Here is a 22,345-nt window from a genome sequence, read left to right as displayed (position 1 = left end):
CCGCCCCTAGCCTTCGGCGACGAAGCGCAGGGTACCGGCGAGCCGGCTCGATCCGCCCGTATCGTTCGGGTGGTTGACGCCGTCGACCACCGGGACCTCGGCGAAATCGAACGGGCTGAGGCCGTCGAGGCAGGCGATGTTGACGCCGTACTGGTTCGGGTTCGAGCGGCGCGTGTGGTGGGTGTAGATCCCGCAGCGCGAGCAGAAGAAGTGCTGCGCCACGCCGGTATTGAAGCGATAGCTGGTCAACAGGTCCGCGCCCTGCAGGATCTCGACGCCGCCGGTCACGGCCGAGACGACGACGGCGCCGCGCATCCGGCAATAGGAGCAGGTGCAGCGGCGCGCCGTGTCGAGGCCGTCGACCAGCGTCGCCCGGAAGCGGACGCCGCCGCAATGGCATTGCCCGGAATGCTGGTTGGACTTCGCTTCCATCGCTCTCGACCTCCGCTGGCGCGGGCCATCTAGGCCCGACGGCGATGCCGGGACAAGGACGGGACGGCTCAGCCGCCGAAGCGCTCCGTGTGGATGCGGGCGGGATCGAGCCCGGCATCGACGAGCAGGTCCGCCACCGCGCCGACGAAGGGGTTGCCGCCGCACAGATAGGCATTGCGGGGCGGCCCGAGGCGCTCCAGCGCCTCCGCGACCATCGCCGCATCGACCCGGCGACCGCCGGCGCGGGTGAAGTTCAGCATCAGCTGAAAGTTCGGCTCGTCGCGGGCGCGCACGGCCAGCTCCTCGGCGGCGATGGTCTCGCCGGGATCGCGCACCGAGTAGAGCAGGAGGGCCGGCACCCCGGGCGCTGCCGCCGCGCGGTGACGCAGCATCGCCAGGAGGGGCACTACGCCCGAGCCGCCGCCGGCCAGGAGCAGGGGACCGCCATCCTCAGGACGCCAGACGAAGGCGCCCCCGATCGGCCCACGCAGTTCGATCGTGTCGCCGACCTCCGCCACCGCGTCGAAGAAGCCCGAGACCTCCCCGTCCGGCAGGCCCTCGATCATCAGCTCGATGGTGCCGTCGCCGTCCGGCGCCGAGGCGATGGAGTAGCTGCGCTGGGCCTGATACCCGTCGGGAGCCGTGAGCCGGACGTCGACGTGCTGCCCGGCCAGGACCGGGCGGTCGAAGCCGACCCGAAAGCGGTAGCTCTTGACCCGCTTCGTCACCGGCCGGATCGCCGTGAGGGTGGCCGTCTGCCAGGGGAGGGGCCGTGTGGCCGGATCAATCACCGGTGAAGCGCTGCTCGCGCCAGGGGTCGCCGTACATATGATAGCCGCGCAGTTCCCAGAACCCGCCCTCGTCGCGCCGGGTGAAGCGCAGACCCTTCACCCACTTGGCGCTCTTCCAGAAATACAGGTGCGGTACGAGGAGACGGGCCGGGCCGCCATGGTCCGGCGGGATCGGCTCGCCGTCGTAATGGGTCGCGACCATGCCCTTGCCGCCGGCGAGGTCGGCGACCGGCACGTTGGTGGTGTAGTCGTCGTAGCCCTCGGCGAGGAGGAACGCGGTCGGCGCCGCGAGGCCGGCATCGGCGAGCAGGTCGTCGAAGCTGACGCCCTCCCAGGCCGTGTCGAACTTCGACCACTTCGTCACGCAGTGGATGTCCCCGCCCCAGCGGGTACGGGGCAGCGCGCTGAAGGCGTCCCAGGTCCAGCTCTTCAGGGGGCGCGAGCCCTCCCGCAGGGTGAAGGACCACGTCGCGAGGTCGACCCGCGGGTTCGGGCCGATCTGGAGGACGGGAAAGTCCTCGGTGAGGTACTGGCCCGGGGGCAGGCGCTCGCGGGTCGCCTCGGGAGGCTTGCGCCCCGTGAAACCTCGTGTGCTCATCGTGGCCTCGCGCCCGTCCGTCCGCTCGCGGCGATCATGGAATGAACGATCGACCCGCGCGGCAGGCTATCATCCCCTCAGCGATCGCGCAGCACCAGCCAGAGGGCATGGATGGTGCCCGGGAGAACGCCCATCAGGGTCAGTAGGATGTTGAGGAGGAACTGCAGCCCGATCCCGGTGGTCAGGAGCACCGCGATCGGCGGCAGGAAGATCGCGAGGATGATGCGGACGAGGTTCGACACGGCGGCTCCGGGCAGATTGCGGTCGCGGGGTTGCGGTCGCAACGGCCCAACCGCAACGGGATCGCCGCGGCCGAGTTCCCGGAGTTCGGTCGGCGGATTGCTTTTTCTTAAACTCTGCCGCCCCAGAGTATCCTGGAGCATCGATACAGGCCGCTTCGTGCAGGACCCCTCGCGGATGATCGAAAGTCTCGTTCGCGAGATCGAGCAGGGGGCGCAGCGCGGCGGGTCCGGGCCGGGGGGCCGCATGCTCCGGCGCCTCTCGATGCTGTTCAGCGAGCGCGCCGTGGTGCGGGATCTGGCCCTCGACGCGGACATCGCCGTGGCCGGGCCGGTGCTGCAGCGCTCCCCGCGCCTCGCCGAATCCGATCTCGTCACCGTCGCGCGGTCGCGTGGGCAGGGCCACCTCAGGGCGGTCGCACGGCGCCCGTCATTGAGCGAGCGCGTCACCGACGTGCTGGTGGCGCGCGGCGATACGGAGACGGTGCAGGTCGTCGCCGGCAATGCCGGGGCATCCTTCTCCGGCCTCGGCTACGCCGCCCTCGCCGAGCGGGCACGGATCGATGCGGTGCTGCGGGTGATGCTCGAAGCGCGTGCCGCGCCCGTGGGGAGAACCTCCGCCCTTGTGGCCTCTCCGACACGCGCGACGGGGCTACCGCGCCCGACCGAGGATGACGAGCGCCGGATCAAGGGCTTGGTCAGGGCCGGCGAGATCGATGCGGCGCTCGCGGAGGTCGCGCGCCTCGCCTACGGGGCCGCGGATCACGATCCGCTCCTGTTCCTGCTGCGCGCGATCCGCTTCGGCTTCGGAACCCTGAAGCTCTTCCTGGAGACGAAGCCCGGATCCGCGCGCCCGCCCAAAACGTGGGCCGGCATCCAGAACGCCTTCCAGGCCCTGTCCGTCACCACGGCGCAGCGGGTGATGCGCCTGTCGGCGCAGCCGGGGGGCGAGCCGAACCCGCCTCGACGCTGAGTCCGGAGCCCGCATGCTCGTCGAACTCCTGCACCTCCTCATCACGCCGGTCCCCTTCGCGCATCGCCGCCGCGGCCACCTGCGCGAGAGCGTGCTGCTGATGTCCCGGGGACGGCGCTGCCGCGCCGCCTGGGCGCCGCATCTGGCGGCCGCCCGCGCGGCGATCCTGGCCGCCTGCGAGGGACTGGAGCGGCGGCGGGTCGCGGTCGTCCTCGGCTCCGGGCTCCTCCAGGACGTCCCGCTCGCCGCGCTCGCGGCGCGCTTCGAAGCCGTTCATCTCGTGGATGTGGTCCATCTCTGGCCGGCTCGGCTCCAGGCCCGGGCGCATGCCAACGTCCGGCTGATCACCGCGGACCTCTCGGCCGCGACGGACCGGCGCGATCCGCTCTCCGTCGTGTGCGGCGGCGAGGGGGTCGACCTCGTGGTCTCGGCCAACCTCCTGTCGCAACTGCCCATCCTGCCCCTCGACCGGCCCGGTTTCGTTCCGCCGGATCTCGGAAGCCGGATCGTGCAGGCCCATCTCGACGGCCTCGCGCGCCTGCGCGCCCGCGTCTGTCTCCTCACCGACGTGGAGCAGATCGAGGAAGATCGGAGCGGGCAGGTGATCGACCGGCTCGATCTCCTGCACGGGGTCCGCCCCGGGCGGCCCGACCGGTGCTGGACCTGGGAGCTGGCGCCCTTCGGCGAGGCCGCGCGCCACCGCCGGCTCGTTCACCGCGTCGAGGCCTTCCTCGACTGGCGCGGACCCTGAAACGCGAAGAAGCCGCCCTTTGGGGGCGGCTTCCGGAGGTTTCGCAAGGAGAACCCGAACTCACTCGGTGACGGGCGTCGGATCATCGGCGCCGACGGCACCTTCCGGACCCTCGAACCGGGCGCGGCGGCGGCGACGGGGCTTGGGCGCCGGTGCATCGTCCTGGGCCGCGGACGCCGTCTCGCCCTGAGGCTCCGACGAAATGGCCGGCTCGGCCGCCGGGACCGGCCGCGGCGGCGTCATCAGGAAGGCCGGCAGAGCGGCCACGTCCTCGGCCGGGGCGGCTTCCCGCTCGTCGCGGCGACGGCTGCGCCGGGGGGGGGCGTCGTTCCCGCGGGTGGACCGGGGTGCGTCCTGGCGGCCGGCTTCCTGACCGCCGAACTCGGACCGCGGCGCCTCGTTCACCGGACCTTCCGCGCGTCCGTTCTCGTACCGGGGAGCGTCGGAGCGGACCGGAGCCGGACGGAAGTCCTGCCGGGGCTGATCCTGCCGAGGCTGATCCTGCCGGCTGTAGTCCTGGCGCGAGTTTTCCTGGCGCGGGTTGTCCTGGCGATTCTGATCCGCCCGGAAATCCTGCCGATTGCCGTCCTGGCGGTTCGCATCCTGCCGATTGTAGTCCTGGCGCGGCGCGTCCTGGCGATTTCCGTCCTGGCGGTTCCCGTCCTGGCGACCGAAGTCGTCGCGACGGTTCTCCTGACGGTTGTTGGTGTAGTCGGGACGATTGCCGTCGCGCGGGTTGTCGAAGCGCTGCGGGCGGTCGCCACGATTGGCGAAGCGGTCGCGGCGGTTCTGGCGGTTGTTGTCCGAGCCGGAATCCTGCCGGTTCGAATCCTGCCGGTTGGCGTCCTGGCGATTGTAATCCTGACGGTATCCCTCGGGACGGCCCTCCGGGCGCGCGTCCTGCCGGGGCTCGTAGGCCGGTGGCTGGGGCTGCTGGCCCGGATCGCCATAATCCTCGTTGTAGGAATTCGCGCCGTAGCTGGAGGCGGCGTAGCCCTGCGGCGCGTTCTGACCCTCGTCGCCGTCGTCGTCACCTTCGTCGTCGAAGCCGCGGGCGTAACCACCGACCTGCTGACGGGTCTGTTCCTGGGCGCCGGAGATGATCCGGAAATAATGCTCGCCGTGTTGGAAGTAGTTCTCGGCCGCGACCGGGTCGCCACTGGCCTGCGCATCGCGCGCGAGCTGGGCATACTTGTCGGCGATGTGCTGAGCGGTGCCGCGAATCTTGACGTCCGGTCCGTTGGATTCGTAGGAACGCGTGAGCGGATTAGGACCTTTGGGGCGGTTGCGACCGCGCATCCGTCTATTCTGGTTTGGTCTCATCGGTCTCGATTGACCCTCGTTCGTCTCGGAGCGTCTGATGATGCGGCGGGTTCCAGGCGGCCACGACGCAGCCTCAAGTCAGGCTCGTCGCTGGCGCCGCGTGATCCGGGTCCGGTGTGTCCGTGATCGATTTCGCCGTGCTTGCCGTCTCTGTCCGTTGACCAAGGCGCGCTCTGAGCGTCCAGGCGTCCTTCGGTTTTCAGGCACGAAGTTGACCAAGCTCCTGCGCCTCTGCCCGCGCGCGCCAGCCTGATCGTGGGGAGATCGTCTAAGAGCGTCGCGGACCAAAGCCGCCACCCGTCTTACCACGATCCATCTTAATGGATCGTTCGCGATCTGCCTGCGACACTAGCGGGTCGACGAGGGGGCAACAAGCGCTTTTTTGTCCGCGTGCATCCGATGCGCGCAGTTTTTTCCGGTTTCCCGCGGGATTTTCGCCTCCATCCGCTCTCAGGGCGGGCCGAAGCGCACCACACGGGCATGGCCGGCGAGGTCGTGGTGGATGGCGGCGGAGCCGAGGCCGGCCCACGACCCGAGCTGCGCCACGGCCTCGGCCTGATCGAACCCGACCTCGAAGGCGAGGGCGCCGCCCGGCGCGAGACGAAAGGACCCGTCCGCCAGGGCCTCGACGATCCGCCGATAGGCATCGAGCCCGTCCACGCCGCCGTCGAGGGCCGCCATCGGGTCATGGGCTCGCACCTCGACGTCGAGACCCTGGATCGTCGCGCTGGCGATGTAGGGCGGGTTCGAGACCACGAGGTCGAAGTCCCCGGAGAGACCCGCGGTCCAGTCCGCACAGACGAAGGAAGCCCGCGGCCCGACGCCGTTGCGCGATGCGTTGGCGCGGGCCTGAACGAGGGCGCCGTGCGAGCGGTCCAGGCCGATGCCGAAGGCGTTCGGCAATTCGGTCAGCAGCGCCACGAGGATGCAGCCGGAGCCGGTGCCGAGATCGAGCACCCGCAGCGGGCGCTGCCGGTCGGGATGGAGGGCGAGGACGGCCTCCACCAGGGTCTCCGTGTCCGCGCGCGGGACAAGGGTCTCGGGTGCGAGCGCGAAGGGCAGGCCCCAGAACTCCCAGGCCCTGACGATTCGGGCCACCGGCTCGCCGGCGACGCGCCGCGCGACCGCGCCTTCGAGCATGGCCGCCCCGGCCGGTCCGAGGGGTGTGCTTCCGCGCAGGATCAGGTCCGTCGTGCTGAGCCCCAGGAGGTCGAGCACGAGGAAGCGGGCATCGGTCGCGGGAATGCCGTTGGTGGCGAGCGCTTCCGTGATGCGCCGCAGGGCATCGGTGCGGCTGAGCGCCGGGTCGAGACGCATCGGCTCCTGCCCGTCCGCCGGGCTCAGGCCATGCCCTCGGCGGCCAGCAGCTCCGCCTGATGCTCGGTGACGAGGGCGTCGACGAGTTCGTCCAGAGCCTCGCCGGCCAGGACCTCCTCGAGCTTGTACAGGGTGAGGTTGATGCGGTGGTCGGTGACGCGGGCCTGCGGGAAGTTGTAGGTGCGAATTCGCTCGGAGCGGTCGCCGGAGCCGACCTGCGACTTGCGGTCGGCGGCCCGGACCGCGTCCTTGGCGGTGCGCTCGGCGTCGTAGAGCTTGGAGCGCAGCAGCGACATCGCCCGGGCGCGGTTCTTGTGCTGCGAGCGCTCCTCCTGGACGAAGATCACGATCCCGCTCGGCATGTGGGTGATGCGGATCGCCGATTCCGTCTTGTTGACGTGCTGCCCGCCGGCGCCCTGCGAGCGCATGGTGTCGATCTTCAGGTCGGCGTCGTTGATCACGATGTCGACCTCCTCCGCCTCCGGCAGCACCGCCACGGTGGCGGCGGAGGTGTGGATGCGCCCCTGGGTCTCGGTGTCCGGCACGCGCTGCACCCGGTGGGCGCCGCTCTCGAACTTGAGGCGGGCGAACACGCCCTTGCCCTTCACCTCGGCGATGACCTCGCGGTAGCCGCCGACGGTGCCCTCGCTCTCGGAGATCACCTCGACCTTCCACCCCTTGGCGTCGGCATACCGGCCGTACATGCGGAAGAGGTCGCCGGCGAAGAGGGCGGCCTCGTCGCCGCCGGTGCCGGCGCGGATTTCGAGGATGGCGCTCTTCTCGTCGGCGGAATCCTTGGGCAGCAGGATGAGCTGGAGCGCGCGGTGCGCCGCCTCCAGCCCGGCCTCTGCCTCCGGCTTCTCGTCGGCGGCGAGCGCCCGCATCTCGGAATCGCTGCCCGGCTCGTCGATCAGCGCCTCGATGTCGGCGAGGTTTCGCGCCGCCGCGCGGTAGGCGTGGATCGCGGCGACCACCCCCTCCAGCTCCGACAATTCGCGCGACAGTTGCACGAAGGTGTCGGAATCGGCCGAGCCGGCGCTCAGCGTCGCGGTGACGATGTCGTGGCGCGTCAGGATCGCGTCGAGACGTTCTGCAGGAATTGGGGTCATCGCCCGTGGAAAACTCTCATCAGAACAAGGGCTCGTCGGGCCGGAGGCCTGATCGACGACGGGGCCGCGGCACGACCCATTCAGATAGGCATGCCGAATCTAGATTGGCACACCCTGGGCCTTCGCGAAGGCCGCGAGGGCCGGGCGGAGGGTGGCGCCGTCGCCGGCGCGGGCCAGTTCGGTGTCGATCAGCGCCGCCACCGCCCCGGCGTCAAGGCCGAGCACCATGGCCTTCACGGGGCCGATGGCGGCCGGCGACATCGAGAGGTGGCGGAATCCGATGCCGATCAGCGCCATGGCCTCCAATGGGCGCCCGCCGATCTCGCCGCAGACGGTGGCGGGGCAGCCGGCGGCGGCGGCCCGCTCGGCGATGACGCGGAAGGCGCGCAGGGCCGGCACGCTCAGGGTGTCGAAGCGGTCGGCGACGCGGCGGTTCTCGCGGTCGACGGCGAACAGGAACTGCATCAGGTCGTTGGAGCCCACCGACAGGAAGTCCGCCGCCTTCGCGATCTCGTCGATCTGGAACAGGAGCGAGGGCACCTCCACCATCACGCCGAGCTTGCAGTCGCTCGGCAGGGCGTGGCCGTGCCGGCGCAGATGCGCCTTCTCGCGCTCGACGATGGCCTTGGCGCGGGTGAACTCGTCCACCGTCGCCACCATCGGGAACATGATCTTCAAAGGGCGCCCGCCGGCCGCCTTGAGCAGCGCGCGCAGCTGCACGCGCAGGAGTGCGGGCCGGTCGAGGCCGATCCGGATCGCCCGCCAGCCCAGGGCCGGGTTCTCCTCCTCGAGGGCCGGCATGTAGGGCAGGATCTTGTCGCCGCCGATGTCGAGGGTGCGGATCGTGACGGGCAGGTCGCCGGTGGCCGCGAACACGGCCTCGTAGAGCGCCTGCTGCTCGGCGGCCGAGGGCATGCGCTGGGCCACCATGAACTGCAGCTCGGTGCGGAACAGGCCGATGCCGTCCGCCCCGGTCTCGTGCAGGTGGGTCAGGTCGATGAGGAGGCCGGCATTGAGCTGGAGGCCGATCGCCGTGCCGTCGAGGGTGACGGCGGGCACGTCGCGCAGCGCCCGGTACTGCTCCTGCCGCCGGGCGCGCAGGCGCACCATCTCGGCATAGGCCGCCTCGATCTCCGGGCCGGGCCGGACCTGGATCTCGCCGGTGGCGCCGTCGACGATGATCGCGTCCCCGGCGTCGCAGAGCGCGGTGGCGTTGGCGATCTCGCCCACGGCCGGGATGCCCAGCGCGCGCGCCACGATGGCGATGTGGCTCGTCGGGCCGCCTTCCTCCAGCACGACGCCGCGGAGCGCCGTGCGGTCGTAATCGAGGAGCGCGGCCGGGCCCATGGAGCGCGCGACCAGGATCGCGTTCTCCGGCAGGACGCGCTGCGCACCGTTGCCCTCGGCCCCGATCAGCGTCCGCAGGAGGCGATTCGCGAGGTCGTCGAGGTCGTGCAGGCGATCGCGCAGATACGGGTCGCTCTGGCGCATCATCCGGGCGCGGTTGTCCGACTGGACGCGCTCGACGGCGGCCTCGGCGGTCAGGCCCGAATGCACGGCCTCGCGCATCCGGCGCAGCCAGCCCTTGTCGTGCGCGAACATGCGCACGGTCTCCAGCACCTCGCGGGATTCGCCCGTGCCGATGCTGTCGCCCCGCTCGACGAGGTCGTCGATGGCCGAGCGGACCTCGCCGATGGCCTGCTCCAGGCGCTCGACCTCGCGGTCGACGTTCTCGGCGATCAGCTGCTTGATGACGATGCGCGGCTCGTGCAGCACCACGTGCCCGAGGCCGATGCCGTCGGCCAGGGCCACGCCGCGCTGGCTCACGGCCCGGCGGGCGGCCGAGCCGGCCCCCGGCGCCAGCGCCTGCAGCTCGCCCGAGGCGATCATCTCCGACAGCACCATGGCGGTGGTCTGGAGCGCCTCGATCTCCTCCTCGGAATAGACCCGGTAGGTCTTGTTCTGGACGACGAGCACGCCGAGGGTGTTGCCCGCGCGCAGGAGCGGCACGCCGAGGAACGCGTGATAGGCCTCCTCGCCCGTCTCCGGGCGGTAGGAGAAGGCCGGATGGGACTGCGCGTCGGAGAGCGACAGCGGCTCGGCGGTCTTGGCGATGAGACCGACGAGGCCCTCGTCCGCCCGCAGCCGGGTCAGGTGGACGGCCTCGCGGTTCAGACCCTCGGTTGCAAACAGTTCAAGGATGTTGTCATCGCTGAGCACGTAGACCGAGCACACCTCGGCGATCACGTTGGCGGCGATCAACGTGACGATGCGGTCGAGACGGGCCTGTGGGCTGACCGGCTCCGCCATCGCTTCGCGGAGGCGGCGCAGAAGCAGGCGCGGGCCTCCGGGCGCAGCGGGCATGGTCTCCTCGATCCGGCTTCGGCCTCGTGTCCGGTTCGCGCGCAGGCGTTCGCGCGCTCCGGGTCTTCAGGCCTGGTCGAGGCCGTATAGCGAGTGGAGCGTACGAACGGCAAGCTCCGTGTAGGCGGCATCGATCAGGACGGAGAACTTGATCTCCGACGTGGTGATGGCGCGGATGTTGATGCCCTTCTGCGCCAGGGCCCGGAAGGCCTTGGCGGCGACGCCCGCGTGGCTGCGCATGCCGACGCCGATGGCCGAGACCTTCACCACGTCGGTGGCGCCCTCGATCTGGGCGAACTCGATCGCGCCGCTCTGCGCGTCGAGGATCTTGCGCGCCCGGTCGTAATCGGCCGACGGGACCGTGAAGGTCATGTCGGTCGTCGACTGGTCGCCCGACACGGTCTGGATGATCATGTCGACGTTGATGTTGGCGTCCGCCAGGGGGCCGAAGATGGCGGCGGCGATGCCGGGGCTGTCCTTCACGCGACGAAGCGTGATCTGCGCCTCGTCCCGGGAGAAGGCGATCCCGGTGATGATCTGCTGTTCCACGATGTCGTCCTCGTCGCAGATGAGGGTGCCGGGCCGGGCATTGTCCGGCGGATCGAAGGAGGAGCGCACCGTGGTCGGCACGCGATGGACCATGGCGAGCTCGACCGAGCGGACCTGCAGGACCTTGGCGCCCAGGGACGCCATCTCCAGCATTTCCTCGAAGGTCACGCGCTCCATGCGCTTGGCCTTCTGAACCACGCGCGGATCGGTGGTGTAGACGCCGTCGACGTCGGTGTAGATGTCGCAGCGCTCGGCGCCGATGGCGGCCGCGATCGCCACGGCGCTGGTGTCCGAGCCGCCGCGGCCCAGGGTGGTGACCCGGCCGGTGGCCTCGTGCATGCCCTGGAACCCGGCGATGACCGCGACCTCGCCGCACCGGAAGCCGGCATCGAGGCGGGCGCCGTCGATGCCCTCGATGCGGGCGGAGCCGTGGGCGTCCGACGTCAGGATCGGGATCTGCCAGCCCTGCCAGGAGCGGGCTTTGATCCCGTTCTTCTGGAGCGCGATGGCCAGCAGCCCGGCGGTGACGAGTTCGCCCGAGGCGACCACGGCGTCGTACTCGGCCTCGTCGTAGATCGGGTTCGCATCCTTGACCCAGGCGACGAGTTCGTTGGTCTTGCCGGACATGGCCGAGACCACGACGGCCACCTCGTAGCCGGCCGCGACCTCGCGCGCCACGTGGGCCGCCACGTTGCGGATGCGCTCGACATTGGCGACGGACGTACCGCCAAACTTCATCACCAGACGGGGCATGTTCTCACCAGACGGAGCCTGTCGCGTCCGCGACACATCGCGTTTGCCAGGGATTCGGCGGGCTGCGGACGGATTTCCCCCGCCCGCACTGCCGTCCGCGTCGCTTGGCTGCTGTACCGGACAGGGCTTCGGCGGGTACAAGGGCCGCCCGGGCGTGTCAACAATGGGGCGCGCCCACTTCGCACGAGACATGCCGAGACGATGACCGGACCCACAGGCGCCTCCATCGACCGCGACGAGGTCGCCCGCTTCGAGGCCATCGCGGCGACGTGGTGGGACGAGGCCGGGCCGATGCGGGTGCTGCACCGCTTCAATCCTGTCCGCCTCGCCTATATCCGTGACGCGGCCTGCCGGCATTTCGGGCGGGACGCCCGCGCGCCCTTCGCCCTGGAGGGCCTGACCCTGGTGGATATCGGCTGCGGCGGCGGCGTCCTGTCCGAGCCGCTGGCGCGCCTCGGCGCCCGGGTGACCGGACTCGACCCGGCGCCGACCAACATCAAGGTCGCCCAGGCCCATGCCGATGCCGAGGGCGTGCCGGTGGATTACCGTGCCCGCACCATCGAGGACGTCGTGGCCGGCGGCGAGCGCTTCGACATCGTGCTCGCCATGGAGGTGGTGGAGCACGTGGTCGACATGCCGGCCTTCGTCGCCCAGGCGGCGCGGGCGGTGAAGCCCGGCGGCCTCCTCTTCGCCGCCACCCTCAACCGGACGCTGCGCTCCTTCGCGCTGGCGATCGTCGGGGCCGAATACGTCCTCGGCTGGCTGCCCAAGGGCACCCATGACTGGGAGAAGTTCGTGCGGCCCGACGAACTCGGCCGCGCGGTGAGTGCCGGGGGCCTCACCGTCACCGACACGACCGGGGTGGTGCTCAACCCCCTGGACGGGTCCTGGCGAGCGAGCCGCGACACCGCGGTGAACTACATGATCACGGCGCAGCGCCCGGCCGGCGACGGGCGGCCGGCCTGAACCTTCGGGGTCGCCCGCGGTTGGTCGGCGTACCCCGTGGGAGACCGACCTTGCTCGAAAAGATTCCGCACGCCGTGGGCGCCGCCCTGTCCAGCCTGAAGGCCGGGCTGGACAAGACCGCCTACAGGACCGGCTTCGCCGAGGTGCCCGACGGCCTCTCGCTCAGCAGCCTCGCTTTCACCGACGGCACGCCCATGCCGGCGCGCTTCACGGCCGACGGGACCGGCGCATCGCCGCCCCTGGCCTGGACCGGCCTGCCGCCCGGCACGGCGCGGGTCGTGATCCTCTGCGAGGATGCGGGCAGCCCGACGCCGAGCCCGCTCGTCCACCTCATCGCCTGGAATCTCGATCCCTGCGCTCCGCTGGCCGAAGGGGCTGCCAGCCAAGCCGATTCGGGGCTCGACCTCGGCAAGAACAGCTTCCTGAAGCCGGGCTGGCTGCCCCCCGACCCGCCGACCGGTCACGGTCCGCACGCCTACCTGTTCCAGGTCTATGCCCTCGACCGGGCGCTGGAACTGCCCGAGCATCCCGGACGGGGCGCGCTCCTGAAGGCGATGTCAGGCCGCGTGCGCGCCAAGGGCTGCCTCGCCGGCCTCTACGAGCGTCCCTGACGCCGCGGCGCTTGCGCGGGCGCCCGGGCCGGTGCAAGCGCCGATACCAGGATCAGGCGGAGGTTTGGGCATGAAGGCGCTGCAGTGTACCCGGCTCGGGGGACCGGAGGATCTCGAACTCGCGGATCTGCCCGATCCCGTGCCCGGTCCGGGCGAGGCCCTGGTCCGCGTCACGCTCGCGGCGCTCAACTTCTTCGACACCCTGATCATCGCCGGTCGCTACCAAGTGAAGCCCGAGCTGCCGTTCTCGCCGGGCGGCGAGGCCTGCGGCGTGGTCGAGTCCCTGGGCGAGGGGTCCGAGGGCTTCGCGGTCGGAGACCGCGTCATCGTCCACCAGAAGTTCGGCACCTGCCGCGAGCGGATCGCCGTCGCCACCCGCCACCTGACCCGCGTGCCGAAGGGCGTCTCGGACGAGCAGGCCGCCGGGCTCACGATCACCTACGGCACCTCGCTGCACGCCCTGCGCGACCGGGCCCGGCTGCAGCCCGGCGAGACCCTGGCGGTGCTCGGCGCTTCGGGTGGCGTCGGTCTCGCGGCCGTGGAACTCGGCGCCATCATGGGGGCCCGCGTGATCGCCTGCGCGTCCTCACCCGAGAAGCTGGCGACGGCGCAGGCCCATGGCGCCACGATGACGGTGGACTACGCCGCGGAGAATCTGCGCGAGGCCCTGCGCACGCTCACAGAGGGCGAGGGCGTCGACGTGATCTACGATCCGATCGGCGGCGACTATGCCGAGCCGGCCCTGCGGTCCCTGGGCTGGAAGGGGCGCTACCTCGTCATCGGTTTCGCGGCGGGCGACATCCCGCGCATTCCGCTCAACCTGGCGCTGCTGAAGGGCATCGACATTCAGGGCGTCCACTGGGGCGTCTTCGTCGAGCGCGAGCCGGAGGCGCACCGGGCCAACCAGGAGCGGCTTCTCGCCTGGGTGGCCGAGGGCCGCCTGACCGCGAAGGTGCACGGCGTCCATCTGCTCGCCGATTACGAGGCCGCGCTCGGCATCCTGAAGCGGCGCGAGGCCGTCGGAAAGGTGCTGCTGCGCCTGTGATCGCCGGTCCGTGCGCGGGACGGATCCCGGGGACGTCCGGGATCCGCCGACCGCACGGCCGCCGCTCTGGGCGACGGGGTCAGAGCAGGCCCTGCGCCTTGGCGAGGGCCACTAGATCGTGCTGCGGTCGGGCGCCGATGTGCTGGATCACCTCGGCGGCGGCGAGAGCTCCCAGGCGGGCGCTGGCCGTGTGGTCGAGGCCGCGGGCATGTCCGGCCAGGAAACCCGCCGCGAAGAGGTCGCCCGCTCCCGTGGTGTCGACGAGTTCGTGAACCGGAGAGGCGGCCACAGCCTGCACGTCGCCGCCCTGGATCACGAGGGCGCCGTCCGCCGAGCGGGTGACGAGGGCGAGGAGGTCCTTGCCGCGGGACGCGCTCTCGTCGCGCAGCGCCTTGACGGCGGCCTCGGCATCGTCCGTCTCGTAGAGGCTCTGCAACTCGGCCATGTTGGCGAACAGGATGTCGATGCTGCCATCGCGGATCAAGCCGAGGAACTCGTCCCGGTAGCGCCCGACGCAGAACGCGTCCGACAGGGTCAGCGCCGCGGCGTTGCCGGCCTCGTGGGCGATGGTCACGGCCTTGCGGAATGCGTCCTTGGCGGCCGGCGGGTCCCAGAGGTAGCCTTCGAGGTAGACCACGCGGGCGCTCGCCACGATGGCCGCGTCGACATCGGCCGGGGACAGGCCCTGGCAGGCGCCGAGATAGGTGTTCATGGTGCGCTCGCCGTCCGGCGTCACCAGGATGAAGCAGCGGGCGGTGGCCGGTCCGTCGACCGCGGCGGCGACCGGGAAGCGGACGCCGGTGGCCTTCAGATCGTGGGCGAAGAGGCCGCCGAGCTCGTCGTCGCGGACCTTGCCGACGAAGCCGGTCTTCGCGCCGAGCATCGCCGCGCCCACGGCCGTGTTGGCACCGGAGCCGCCCGACACAATGGTGGCCGGCCCCATGGCGGCGAAGAGCGACTCGGCCCGCGCCTCGTCGATCAGCTGCATCGCCCCCTTCGGCACGCCCTGCGCCGCCAGGAATTCTTCCTCGGTGCGGGCGATGAGGTCGACGATGGCGTTGCCGAGAACGAGGAGGTCGAGGGATTCGGGCATCGGGCCGTCCAGTCTGGCGATGTGGGGAAAACTGCGCCGGGCTGTGGCATCGCTCCTGGCAGGGGTCAAGCGAACCCGGCCGCCCCCCCCTGCCTATTGCAGCGTCTTCACCTCGCATTGCGCGTAGTCGCTGCTCGCCTTCACGTAGGCATTCAGTGCCTTGACGTAGGCCTCCGCCAGGGGACGGAACGCGGCGGCCTTCTCGTTGTAGGCCTTGATGGCGTCGTTGTAGCTGTAGGCCTCCCAGCCCGGGCAGCCGCCCTTGGCGTCGAGGCAGGCGGGCTTGGCCGGGAGCGGCGGCTTGGTTGGACGGGACGCGGCCGGGGGCGGCTCGGGCAGCGTGCAGGCGGCGCGGGCCGCGCCGGCCGAAACCAGGGTGCCGAGGCCGAGGGCTGCCACCGTCAAGATCCGTGTCCGCATGCGGGCTTTCCCCTCCGTGACGCCGGCCGCTTCATGCGCGTGCCGGCGGCCCGGAGCAAGTCCCGCATGCGCCGGCCTTCACCGCGCCGCCACGGCCTCCCGCGCCGTTGCCGGGGCGGGGCGCGATGCCGGCGCGGCCTTCGGCTTGCCGCGCCCGCTCCGGTCCATCCGGGCCCGGACGGCATTGAGCACCGGAACGGAAAGGCCGAGGGCCAGAACCCACCAGGCCGGCCGGATGGTCTCCGGAAAATCGAGGTTGGCCGACAGGACGAGGCTCGCCGGGATGCCGCTCGCGACGCCGTACCAGGCCGCTTCCAGAAGCGCGGTCAGGAGGGTGGCGGCCAGCGCGAGGCCCAGGAGGGTGAGCGGGTTGGTCGGCCAGCCGAAGCGCTGCATCGCGCGGTGGCCCATCAGAAGCAGGAAGGCGCCGGTCCAGAACACCGGGTCGGACACGTCGATCTTGGCCTGCAGGTAATAGTGGATCAGGCCCAGGATCGCGATGACGTAGACCGTCTTGTGCAGGCGCGGCCAGGCCTTGCCGAGGCGCCGGATCATCCCGTCCGTGGAGGTGACGCCGAGCACGACGAGGCCGAGCAGAGCCACGAAGCCGATGGTGAGATAGATCCGGGACACGATCTCGGTGACCACCTTGGTCAGCACGAAGTTCTGGTCGACGACGTAGAGCATCAGGTGGATGAGCCCGTAGGCCAGCACCGTCAGGCCGAGCATGCGCCGCACCAGGATGAGCTTCGGCGCATGGGCGACCCGGCGCAGGGGCGTCACCGCCAGCGAGAGCATCAGGAATCGCACCGCCCACTCACCGGTGCCGTGCAGCAGCGCCGTGATCGGCTTCGCCCCGAGGGCATCCGCCGCGTAGGCCCCGGCGAGCCAGAGGCCCGGAGCGAGGGCGAACAGGAAGGTCGCGAGCTTCAGGCCGGAGACGCGTCCGGCGCGGTCGCGCCAGGGCGCGGAGAAGGCGGGCAGGGCTGGCATGGCGATCCGGGATTGTGGGACGATTGTCGCGAAAGATAGGGGCCGGAGAGGATCCGTGAGGCGGCGCGGGGTCGCAGCCGGACTCGCGGGGCCTTCGCGGCCCCGTGGTGTCGGGGTGTATTCGCTTGGCGGGCGCGCGGGTTACAGGTTCGTGCAGAGCCGCGGGCGGCCCGAAACCTTGGCCGGTGCCGCAACGGTTCTCGATTGCTATAAGCCGACGCCGCGCCCGCCCCCGATCACGAAGCATCCCCATGCCCGACGAGACCGCCGACAGCCTCGAGACGATGACCGCCGAGACGGCGCGGGCCGAGCACGCGGACCTCTCCGAACGGATCGCCGAGGCAGACCGGCTCTATCACCAGGAGGACGCGCCCGAGATCACGGATGCGGCGTACGATTCCCTGCGCCGGCGCCTGGAGCAGATCGAGGCGCGATTTCCGGACCTTGCCGGGACTGGGGCCGCCAGCGCTTCGGTGGGGGCCAAACCCTCCGAGAAGTTCGCCAAGGTGCGCCACGCGGTGCCGATGCTCTCGCTGGGCAACGCCTTCGCGGACGACGAGGTGGCGGAGTTCGTCGCCCGCGTCCGGCGGTTCCTGAACCGGCCCGAAGCCGAGCCCCTGGCCTTCACCGCCGAGCCCAAGATCGACGGCCTCTCCCTGGCCCTGCGCTACGAGGATGGGCGCCTCGTCACGGCGGCGACCCGCGGTGACGGCGAGGTCGGCGAGGACGTCACCGCCAATGCCCGTACGGTGTCCGACATCCCGCAGCGGCTCGCCGGGACGGACGTGCCTCGGGTCTGCGAGGTCCGCGGCGAGGTCTACCTCGGCCACGCGGATTTCGCCGCGATCAATGCCCGCCAGGAGGCGGCCGGCAAGGCGCTGTTCGCCAATCCCCGCAACGCGGCGGCCGGCTCCCTGCGCCAGCTCGATCCCGAGATCACCCGCTCGCGGCCGCTCAAGTTCTTCGCCTATGCCTGGGGCGAGGTGGTGCCGGCCTTCGAGGGGACGCAGCACGGGGTGCTGGAGCGGTTTTCCGAATGGGGCCTTCCGGTCAACGACCGCACCCGGCTCTGCACCGACGCCGAGGCGATGATCGCGCATTATCGTAGCATCGAGGCCGAGCGCGCCGACCTCGGCTACGACATCGACGGCGTCGTCTACAAGGTCGACGACTTGGCGCTGCAGCGCCGCCTCGGCTTCGTCTCGCGCTCGCCGCGCTGGGCGCTGGCCCACAAGTTCGCCGCCCAGAAGGCGCTGACGGTCGTCGAGGACATCGAGATCAATGTCGGGCGCACCGGCTCCCTGAACCCGCTGGCCAAGCTCCGTCCGGTCACGGTGGGCGGCGTCGTGGTGTCGAACGCGACCCTGCACAACGAGGGCTACGTCCAGGGTGTCGGCGCCGACGGCGAGCCGATCCGCGACGGGCGCGACATCCGGATCGGCGACACCGTCGTGGTGCAGCGGGCCGGCGACGTCATCCCGAAGGTGATGGACGTGGTGCTGGAGAAGCGCCCGGCCGATTCGAAGCCGTACGCCTTTCCGACCCACTGCCCCGCCTGCGGCAGCCGCGCCGTGCGCGAGATCAATCCCCGCACCGGCACGCCCGACGCCGTGCGCCGCTGCACCGGCGGCCTGATCTGTCCCGCGCAGGGAGTCGAGCGGCTGAAGCACTTCGTCTCGCGCAACGGCTTCGACCTCGAGGGCTTCGGCCAGACCTATATCGAGGTGCTGTTCGAGGCCGGGCTGGTGCGCCAGCCCGCCGACCTGTTCCGCCTCGCGTTCGAGCCCCTGAAGGCCGCCATCGTGGCGCGGCGCGAGGCGCTCTCCGCCGAGCGGCGGGCCGAGGGCGTGCCCGCCCCGAAGAAGCCGACGAAGAAGAAGGGCGACGAGGAGGACAAGGCGATCAAGAACCTCCTTGCCTCGGTGGAGGATCGTCGCAGCCTGCCGCTGAACCGCTTCCTCTTCGCCCTCGGCATCCCGGAGATCGGCGAATCCACGGCCAAGGCCCTCGCCAAGCGCTTCCCCGACATGCCCGCCTTGATGGCGGGCGTCGCCGCCGCGGCCTGCGACCAGGCCGGGCCGGACTGGATCGAACTCTCCGCGCTGTCCCGCATCGGTCCGACCACCCGCGATCGTCTGCTGGAGGTCGGTTATCCCCGCGCGGGCGGCGAGCCGGAGGCCGGCGACGAGGAGGAGGCCGAGACCCAGCCGCAGGGGCGGGCGCGCCTGTCGGCGCCCCAGCGCGCCAGCCTGCTCGCCCATTACGGCGACGAGGACGCCGTCGCGGCGGGTCTCGCGCGGGCGGCCGAGCAGCGGCCGGGCGACGCCTATCGCCACTTCGCCGATGACGGCGAGATCGGTCCGGTGGCGACCGACTCGCTGATCGCCTTCTTCGCCGAGCCGCACAACGACGCGGCGGTCCGGGCGCTGCTCGCCGAAGTGAAGACCGAGCCGATGGCGGCCCCGGCCTCGGCCACGGCCTTCGCGGGAAAGACCGTGGTGTTCACCGGCAGCCTCGAACAGATGACTCGGTCCGAGGCCAAGGCCACGGCCGAGCGCCTGGGCGCCAAGGTCTCCGGCTCGGTCTCGGCCAAGACCGACCTCGTCGTGGCCGGTCCGGGCGCGGGCTCGAAGCTGAAGGACGCGGAGAAGCACGGCGTCGAGGTCATCAGCGAGGAGGCATGGCTGGCGCTCGTCGCCAGCGCTTGAGCCCGGATTCGCGGACGCCTAGAGTCCGGTTTCTGCACCCGCAGGAGCTTGGCCGCGTCCGGCCGGGACAGGGCCCATAATTCCCGCATGACCGTCATCGCCCTCGATTTCGAGACCGCCAACGAGCGGCGCGACAGCGCCTGTGCCGTCGGGCTCGCTTGGATCGCCGGGGGCCGGGTGGTCCGGCGGGAATCCCGGCTGATCCGGCCGCCGGAGCTGCGCTTCTCGCCGGGCAACATCCGGGTCCACGGCATCCTCCCGGCGGACGTGCGCAATCAGCCGGACTTCCCCGCCGTGATGGCGGAGTTCCTGCCCGAGCTCGCCTTCGGGCTGATCCTGGCCCACAATGCCGGCTTCGACCTCGGCGTGCTGCGCGCCTCCCTGGCTGCGTACGGGGTTCGACCCCCGGCCTTTTCCTATCTCTGCACGCTGCAGATCGCCCGGCGGGTGTTTCCGGCGGAGGAGGGCTGCGGCCTCGGCAAGGTCGCGGCGCGGCTCGGGATCCGCTTCGAGCACCACGATGCGGGCGAGGACGCCTATGCCTGCGCGGAGATCGCTCTCGCGGCCGTCCGGGAGACCGGCGCGCCGGACCTGCCGGCCCTGTCGCGGGCGCTTCACCTGCCGATCACCACGGTCCCGGCGGGGCCCGACCTCGCCATGCCTCCGCGCAGCCGCCCGGGCTCCCTCACGGAGCGGGCCCGCCTCGCCGCGGGCGCACGGCCGGCGTCCTCAGCGGGCCTGCACTTCGCGGTGCGCGGCAGCAGCGGCAACCGCTACGCCGTGACCCTGGAGGATCGCACCAACGGTCCGCACCTGCGCTGCACCTGCATGGCCGGCCGCTACGGCACCCTCTGCCGCCACGTCAAGGCGCTGCTGGCCGGCGACATCACCGACCTGCTGTCGAGCAACCACGACGATGTCGAGGTCCTGCGCGTCCGGATGACTGCGGTATCGGTGGGGTGAGGCGGTCGCCGCCTCACCCGTCACGGGATCCGCCCGGGGAAAGCCGGGCGGTGCCCTTGCGCTACGCCGCCTTCTTCACCGCTGCGTCGCCGTAGAACGTGCCGCCGCGGGCGGCCATGTCGAGGAGGTTCTGCGGTACGGCGAAGCGCGGGCCGTGCTTGGCTTCCAGGCCCTGCGCCAGCGTCACGAACGCCTGGACGCCCATGAAGTCGATGTAGGACAGGGCGCCGCCGGTGAAGGGCGCGAAGCCGAAGCCGAGGATCGAGCCGACATCCGCCTCGCGCGGATCGGTGACGACGCCCTCGCCGACGGTCCGCGCGGCTTCCAGTGCCTGCACCACCAGGAGACGCTGCTTCAGCTCCGCGAAGTCCACTTCGTCCGGCTCGACCTTGGTCGCCTGGAGGCCGGCGAGGCCGGGCCAGAGGCGCTTGGGTGCACCCTCGGGATAGTCGTAGAAGCCGCGCTTGTTCTTGCGGCCGAGCCGGCCCTCGCCCTCGACGAGGGTGGAGAGGAGCGCCTTCTGAGCCGGGTCGATGCTCTCGGCCCCGAGCTGTGCCTCCGTCGCCTTGACGATCTTCAGGGCGAGATCGACGGCGACCTCGTCGGTCAGCGAGAGGGGGCCGACCGGCATGCCCGCCTGACGGCCGGCATTCTCGATCATCGCTGCCGGGATGCCCTCGTTGAGCATCTTGTGGCCCTCGAGCAGGTAGGCGCCGACGCAGCGGTTGGCGAAGAAGCCGCGCGCATCGTTGACGACGATCGGGGTCTTCTTGATCGCCCGGACATAGTCGAGGGCGGTGGCCAGCGCCGCGTCGCCGGTCTGGTCGCCCTTGATGATCTCGACGAGCATCATCTTCTCGACCGGCGAGAAGAAGTGGATGCCGACGAACTGCTCCGGCCGGGCCGAGGTCTTGGCGAGGCCCGTGATCGGCAGGGTCGAGGTGTTGGAGGCGAAGATCGTCTCCGGCCGGATCACGGCCTCGACCTTGGCGATGACCTCGGCCTTGACCTTCGGATCCTCGAACACCGCCTCGATGACGAGGTCGCAGGTGGCGAGGTCGGCGTAGTCGGCACTCGCGCTGATGCGGCCGAGCAGCGCGTCGCGGTCGGCGGTCTTCGCGCGACCCTTGTTGATCTGGTCGGTGACGAGCTTGTGGGCGTAGGCCTTGCCCTTCTCGGCCGCCTCGACCGACTGGTCGACGAGCACGACCTCCATGCCCGCATTGGCCGTGACGTAGGCGACGCCCGCGCCCATGAAGCCGGCGCCGACGACGCCGACCCGCTGGACCTTGGTGGCCGGCACGTCCTTCGGACGGCGCGCGCCCTTGTTGAGTTCGCCCATGGAGAGGAACAGCGTGCGGATCATCGCCGCCGCCTCCTTGGTCCGCAGGATGTGCGCGAAGTACCGGCTCTCGACCCGAAGGGCCTGGTCCATCGGCAGCTGCAGGCCCTCGTAGACGGAGGCCAGGATCGCCTTGGCGGCCGGGTAGTTGTCGTGCGTCTCGCGCCGGTAGATGGCATTGGCCGGCGGCCAGATCATCATGCCGGCCGGCGAGTAGACCTTGCCGGACGGCGCCTTGAATTTCGGCTGGTCCCACGGCGCCACGGCCGAGCCGCCGCCCGCGATCCAGGCCTTGGCCTTGGCGACGATCTCGTCCTTGGCCGCGACCTCCTGGGCGAGCCCCATGTTCCTGGCCATCAGCGGACGGATCTGCTCGCCCTTGAACAGCATCTGCAGGGCGTCGCCGGTCTGCATCAGGCGGGAGACGCGCTGGGTGCCGCCGCCGCCCGGGAACAGGCCGACCTTGATCTCGGGCAGGCCGACGCGGGTCTTCGGATCGTCGGAGAGCACCCGGTAGTGGCAGGAGAGGGCGAGCTCGAACGCCCCGCCGAGGCAGATGCCGTTCACCGCCGCCGCGAAGGGCTTGCCGCAGGTCTCGAGCTTGCGGAAGACGAGGCTGAGCTTGCGCGACTCCTCGAAGAAGTGGCGCATCGCTTCCTCCTCGCCGCGCTCGGCTTTGAGGGCCTCGAACGCGCGGCCGAGACCCTGGAGCATGGTCAGGTCGGCGCCGCCCGAGAAGTTGTCCTTGCCCGAGACAATGACGCAGCCCTTGATGGCGGGGTCCGCCACCACGGCGTCGACCACCTGGCTCAGTTCGTCCATCACCGCATCGGTGAAGACGTTCATGGAGCGGCCGGGCATGTCCCAGGTCGCCAGCGCAATCCCGTCGGCGTCGGTTTCGAGTCGGAAGTTGGTGAGATTCATCGCTGATCCTCGAATAAGCGGCGGGTGGGCGGCTTCGGCTGGCGTGGTTAAGCCAATCTCAAACCTTGCGAATGCATCAAG

The 22,345-nt window shown here is 70.9% G+C and carries 20 protein-coding genes; 7 read left to right on the top strand and 13 right to left on the bottom strand.

Going from position 1 to position 22,345, the window contains the following annotated elements; translation table 11 throughout:
• Positions 1-6 precede the first annotated feature (6 nt).
• The 4 genes from AC0IWM_RS08790 to AC0IWM_RS08775 all read right to left on the bottom strand — a co-directional run bounded on the left by AC0IWM_RS08790 (position 7) and on the right by AC0IWM_RS08775 (position 2,063).
• A complete protein-coding gene (locus tag AC0IWM_RS08790) occupies positions 7-432 on the bottom strand; it encodes a GFA family protein (RefSeq protein WP_471754365.1) in 426 nt (141 codons plus the stop codon).
• Between the two features lie 68 nt (positions 433-500).
• Positions 501-1,223, bottom strand: a complete 723-nt coding sequence (locus tag AC0IWM_RS08785; protein ID WP_471754363.1) for an FAD-binding oxidoreductase — start codon at positions 1,221-1,223, stop codon at positions 501-503.
• Positions 1,216-1,821 (bottom strand): sulfite oxidase-like oxidoreductase, encoded by a 606-nt coding sequence (locus AC0IWM_RS08780; protein ID WP_471754361.1) that lies wholly within the window; start codon positions 1,819-1,821, stop codon positions 1,216-1,218. Before AC0IWM_RS08780 ends, AC0IWM_RS08785 begins: the two co-directional genes overlap by 8 nt.
• A gap of 77 nt (positions 1,822-1,898) precedes the next feature.
• Positions 1,899-2,063, bottom strand: a complete 165-nt coding sequence (locus tag AC0IWM_RS08775; protein ID WP_082511389.1) for a YqaE/Pmp3 family membrane protein — start codon at positions 2,061-2,063, stop codon at positions 1,899-1,901.
• 175 nt (positions 2,064-2,238) lie between these two features.
• On the opposite strand from AC0IWM_RS08775, the gene AC0IWM_RS08770 reads away from it, so the two are divergent.
• Positions 2,239-3,033 carry a DUF2336 domain-containing protein gene (locus AC0IWM_RS08770; RefSeq protein ID WP_471754359.1) on the top strand — a complete coding sequence of 265 codons (795 nt, stop codon included), beginning with the start codon at positions 2,239-2,241 and terminating at the stop codon, positions 3,031-3,033.
• A 13-nt stretch (positions 3,034-3,046) separates the two neighbouring features.
• Positions 3,047-3,784: a hypothetical protein gene (locus AC0IWM_RS08765; RefSeq protein WP_471754357.1), complete on the top strand. Its 738-nt coding sequence runs from the start codon at positions 3,047-3,049 to the stop codon at positions 3,782-3,784.
• Positions 3,785-3,844: 60 nt separating this feature from the next.
• Here AC0IWM_RS08765 and AC0IWM_RS08760 read toward each other — a convergent pair whose 3' ends face one another.
• The 5 genes from AC0IWM_RS08760 to AC0IWM_RS08740 form a co-directional block, all read right to left on the bottom strand.
• A complete protein-coding gene (locus AC0IWM_RS08760) occupies positions 3,845-5,083 on the bottom strand; it encodes a DUF4167 domain-containing protein (RefSeq protein ID WP_471754355.1) in 1,239 nt (412 codons plus the stop codon).
• Positions 5,084-5,557: 474 nt separating this feature from the next.
• Complete coding sequence (gene prmC / locus AC0IWM_RS08755; protein ID WP_471754353.1) at positions 5,558-6,424, bottom strand: peptide chain release factor N(5)-glutamine methyltransferase; 867 nt, start codon at positions 6,422-6,424, stop codon at positions 5,558-5,560.
• A gap of 23 nt (positions 6,425-6,447) precedes the next feature.
• The gene (gene prfA, locus AC0IWM_RS08750) at positions 6,448-7,533 is read right to left on the bottom strand and encodes a peptide chain release factor 1 (RefSeq protein ID WP_471754351.1); all 1,086 of its coding nucleotides are present in this window, start codon (positions 7,531-7,533) and stop codon (positions 6,448-6,450) included.
• A 99-nt stretch (positions 7,534-7,632) separates the two neighbouring features.
• Positions 7,633-9,897: a phosphoenolpyruvate--protein phosphotransferase gene (ptsP, locus tag AC0IWM_RS08745; RefSeq protein WP_471754349.1), complete on the bottom strand. Its 2,265-nt coding sequence runs from the start codon at positions 9,895-9,897 to the stop codon at positions 7,633-7,635.
• A 66-nt stretch (positions 9,898-9,963) separates the two neighbouring features.
• On the bottom strand, positions 9,964-11,199 hold the full coding sequence (locus AC0IWM_RS08740) for an aspartate kinase (protein ID WP_471754347.1): 1,236 nt from the start codon (positions 11,197-11,199) through the stop codon (positions 9,964-9,966).
• 201 nt (positions 11,200-11,400) lie between these two features.
• On the opposite strand from AC0IWM_RS08740, the gene ubiG reads away from it, so the two are divergent.
• From ubiG to AC0IWM_RS08725, 3 genes are all read left to right on the top strand, one after another.
• Positions 11,401-12,165: a bifunctional 2-polyprenyl-6-hydroxyphenol methylase/3-demethylubiquinol 3-O-methyltransferase UbiG gene (gene ubiG, locus AC0IWM_RS08735; RefSeq protein WP_471754345.1), complete on the top strand. Its 765-nt coding sequence runs from the start codon at positions 11,401-11,403 to the stop codon at positions 12,163-12,165.
• A 50-nt stretch (positions 12,166-12,215) separates the two neighbouring features.
• The gene (locus AC0IWM_RS08730) at positions 12,216-12,776 is read left to right on the top strand and encodes a YbhB/YbcL family Raf kinase inhibitor-like protein (protein WP_471754343.1); all 561 of its coding nucleotides are present in this window, start codon (positions 12,216-12,218) and stop codon (positions 12,774-12,776) included.
• A 70-nt stretch (positions 12,777-12,846) separates the two neighbouring features.
• Positions 12,847-13,821, top strand: coding sequence for an NADPH:quinone oxidoreductase family protein (locus tag AC0IWM_RS08725; protein ID WP_471754341.1), 975 nt, complete (start codon positions 12,847-12,849; stop codon positions 13,819-13,821).
• A gap of 79 nt (positions 13,822-13,900) precedes the next feature.
• Here AC0IWM_RS08725 and AC0IWM_RS08720 read toward each other — a convergent pair whose 3' ends face one another.
• From AC0IWM_RS08720 to AC0IWM_RS08710, 3 genes are all read right to left on the bottom strand, one after another.
• Positions 13,901-14,914, bottom strand: coding sequence for an adenosine kinase (locus AC0IWM_RS08720; RefSeq protein WP_471754339.1), 1,014 nt, complete (start codon positions 14,912-14,914; stop codon positions 13,901-13,903).
• A gap of 93 nt (positions 14,915-15,007) precedes the next feature.
• The gene (locus tag AC0IWM_RS08715) at positions 15,008-15,334 is read right to left on the bottom strand and encodes a hypothetical protein (protein WP_471754337.1); all 327 of its coding nucleotides are present in this window, start codon (positions 15,332-15,334) and stop codon (positions 15,008-15,010) included.
• A gap of 78 nt (positions 15,335-15,412) precedes the next feature.
• Complete coding sequence (locus AC0IWM_RS08710) at positions 15,413-16,327, bottom strand: protein-methionine-sulfoxide reductase heme-binding subunit MsrQ (protein ID WP_471754336.1); 915 nt, start codon at positions 16,325-16,327, stop codon at positions 15,413-15,415.
• A 251-nt stretch (positions 16,328-16,578) separates the two neighbouring features.
• Here AC0IWM_RS08710 and ligA point away from each other — a divergent pair, with 251 nt between their 5' ends.
• Together ligA and AC0IWM_RS08700 are read left to right on the top strand one after the other, a co-directional pair.
• Positions 16,579-19,035, top strand: a complete 2,457-nt coding sequence (ligA, locus tag AC0IWM_RS08705; RefSeq protein ID WP_471754335.1) for an NAD-dependent DNA ligase LigA — start codon at positions 16,579-16,581, stop codon at positions 19,033-19,035.
• An 87-nt stretch (positions 19,036-19,122) separates the two neighbouring features.
• Positions 19,123-19,998 carry a 3'-5' exonuclease gene (locus AC0IWM_RS08700; protein WP_471754333.1) on the top strand — a complete coding sequence of 292 codons (876 nt, stop codon included), beginning with the start codon at positions 19,123-19,125 and terminating at the stop codon, positions 19,996-19,998.
• A 61-nt stretch (positions 19,999-20,059) separates the two neighbouring features.
• Here the strand turns inward: AC0IWM_RS08700 and AC0IWM_RS08695 are convergent, their stop codons facing one another.
• The gene (locus AC0IWM_RS08695) at positions 20,060-22,264 is read right to left on the bottom strand and encodes a 3-hydroxyacyl-CoA dehydrogenase NAD-binding domain-containing protein (RefSeq protein ID WP_471754331.1); all 2,205 of its coding nucleotides are present in this window, start codon (positions 22,262-22,264) and stop codon (positions 20,060-20,062) included.
• Positions 22,265-22,345: the final 81 nt, after the last annotated feature.

Source organism: Methylobacterium sp. AC433 (genome assembly GCF_979253015.1).
This window is presented reverse-complemented; position numbering and strand designations above follow the sequence as displayed.

Coding starts and splice junctions, on each gene's coding strand:
- AC0IWM_RS08695 (WP_471754331.1), bottom strand. CDS start 22,264: ATGAATCTCACCAACTTCCGACTCGAAACCGACGCCGACGGGATTGCG.
- AC0IWM_RS08790 (WP_471754365.1), bottom strand. CDS start 432: ATGGAAGCGAAGTCCAACCAGCATTCCGGGCAATGCCATTGCGGCGGC.
- ptsP (WP_471754349.1), bottom strand. CDS start 9,897: ATGCCCGCTGCGCCCGGAGGCCCGCGCCTGCTTCTGCGCCGCCTCCGC.
- AC0IWM_RS08700 (WP_471754333.1), top strand. CDS start 19,123: ATGACCGTCATCGCCCTCGATTTCGAGACCGCCAACGAGCGGCGCGAC.
- ubiG (WP_471754345.1), top strand. CDS start 11,401: ATGACCGGACCCACAGGCGCCTCCATCGACCGCGACGAGGTCGCCCGC.
- prmC (WP_471754353.1), bottom strand. CDS start 6,424: ATGCGTCTCGACCCGGCGCTCAGCCGCACCGATGCCCTGCGGCGCATC.
- AC0IWM_RS08780 (WP_471754361.1), bottom strand. CDS start 1,821: ATGAGCACACGAGGTTTCACGGGGCGCAAGCCTCCCGAGGCGACCCGC.
- AC0IWM_RS08770 (WP_471754359.1), top strand. CDS start 2,239: ATGATCGAAAGTCTCGTTCGCGAGATCGAGCAGGGGGCGCAGCGCGGC.
- AC0IWM_RS08725 (WP_471754341.1), top strand. CDS start 12,847: ATGAAGGCGCTGCAGTGTACCCGGCTCGGGGGACCGGAGGATCTCGAA.
- AC0IWM_RS08760 (WP_471754355.1), bottom strand. CDS start 5,083: ATGCGCGGTCGCAACCGCCCCAAAGGTCCTAATCCGCTCACGCGTTCC.
- AC0IWM_RS08720 (WP_471754339.1), bottom strand. CDS start 14,914: ATGCCCGAATCCCTCGACCTCCTCGTTCTCGGCAACGCCATCGTCGAC.
- prfA (WP_471754351.1), bottom strand. CDS start 7,533: ATGACCCCAATTCCTGCAGAACGTCTCGACGCGATCCTGACGCGCCAC.
- AC0IWM_RS08740 (WP_471754347.1), bottom strand. CDS start 11,199: ATGCCCCGTCTGGTGATGAAGTTTGGCGGTACGTCCGTCGCCAATGTC.
- AC0IWM_RS08715 (WP_471754337.1), bottom strand. CDS start 15,334: ATGCGGACACGGATCTTGACGGTGGCAGCCCTCGGCCTCGGCACCCTG.
- AC0IWM_RS08710 (WP_471754336.1), bottom strand. CDS start 16,327: ATGCCAGCCCTGCCCGCCTTCTCCGCGCCCTGGCGCGACCGCGCCGGA.
- AC0IWM_RS08765 (WP_471754357.1), top strand. CDS start 3,047: ATGCTCGTCGAACTCCTGCACCTCCTCATCACGCCGGTCCCCTTCGCG.
- ligA (WP_471754335.1), top strand. CDS start 16,579: ATGCCCGACGAGACCGCCGACAGCCTCGAGACGATGACCGCCGAGACG.